The sequence below is a fragment of the Streptococcus sp. GMD1S genome (assembly GCF_000296875.1).
Classification (GTDB): Bacteria; Bacillota; Bacilli; order Lactobacillales; family Streptococcaceae; genus Streptococcus.
Genome location: NZ_AJQY01000474.1, coordinates 1 through 1,271 on the forward strand (window position 1 = coordinate 1; position 1,271 = coordinate 1,271).

A 1,271-nucleotide genomic window follows, 5' to 3' on the forward strand; every position below is an offset into this window, starting at 1 on the left:
TAACGACCAGCCTCAACCTCGGCTGGATTGTATTTAGGTGAAAGTTCTTTAGACATTATTTTTTCTCCTTTTATTTTTTTCAAATTTATAATATCTTTTTGATGGATCTAAATAGAAATATTTTAACAACCAAATCATGCCCCTTCCAATAATTAATGATAATATAAAACATAAGAAAACAATTATGGTTGAGGCAAGAAATTCAGATGTCCAATCAGCTGACAAATTTATTATTTTGGTCAATTCTACTTTAATCTTCAATCCCCATATAATTTCAACTAACTTTGGAATAATACTCAACATTAATAAAGTAAGAAAACTGTATATTTGAATTCGGTAGAGGTGTCTATCCATTTTATCAGTTCTTTTTGGTTTTTTCTTATATTTATTTGTATCAAACTGAGAATTTATTTCCCCTATTAGATTTGGAATTAGTATTGGTAAAAACCAACTTAGAGCATTGATTAATTCGTTTTCAACTTGATTAAATACTGTCAACAATAATATACTCATTGTTACAGTTAGCCATGATGCAATCACTTCTTTTATATCTTTTGCACCATATCCAATCAGATTATAAATTTGCCACCAGTAAAATAAAAATAGTGTTATAAGAAAAAGAAAAATGATAACATCTAAAAATAAATCATTATAAAAATCGAGAAATCTAGAAAAAAAGTAATAAAGATATATAAAAAAACATAAAAAAGAAGTAAATGTCATTGTAGCATATACATTCCAAAGCGTCTTTCCTTTAGGTATATATATTTTATTCATTTTTTTAAAAATTATAATCGATATAACACTTTTTATAACAGATAATATAAATGGTATTACTAATGTTACTATCGCGCTAAGCCAGTAACCAAATTGGTTTTCATGTATACTATAATTCTTTGAAAAATATTCATATAAGTTTATTAAAATTGATTCAATTAGATTTTTATTGTAGAGAAAGTATATCAAAATTCCACAATATATCCCATCAAAAGTATAAATAAAAGCCAAGGATAGCTTACTTTTAGAAAGAAATTCTTTTAAATTAAATCTACGATTGGGCTGGAATGAATAAATTGAGTTCAATTAATCTTCCTCCCATCTAATGATTGTTTTTCCCACTCACTCCTCAGCAAACCATATATCAGACTGTCACAGCGGTTTCCTTGGGCATCTTTGCGGTCCCGGATACGAGCTTCAAGGGTAAAGCCAAGCTTTTCTGCGACTCGTTGACTTTGGACATTGTAGCCAAAACAAGTCAGCTCAATCTTGTG

2 protein-coding genes are annotated in these 1,271 nt (G+C 28.2%); both read right to left on the reverse strand.

Going from position 1 to position 1,271, the window contains the following annotated elements; all coding sequences use genetic code 11:
* Positions 1–48: 48 nt before the first annotated feature.
* Positions 49–1,083, reverse strand: a complete 1,035-nt coding sequence (locus GMD1S_RS11485) for a hypothetical protein (RefSeq protein WP_008283990.1) — start codon at positions 1,081–1,083, stop codon at positions 49–51.
* Positions 1,080–1,271 (reverse strand): GNAT family N-acetyltransferase (locus GMD1S_RS11490; RefSeq protein WP_000496698.1); only part of this gene is annotated, 192 nt, incomplete at its 5' end. The genes GMD1S_RS11485 and GMD1S_RS11490, both read right to left, overlap by 4 nt.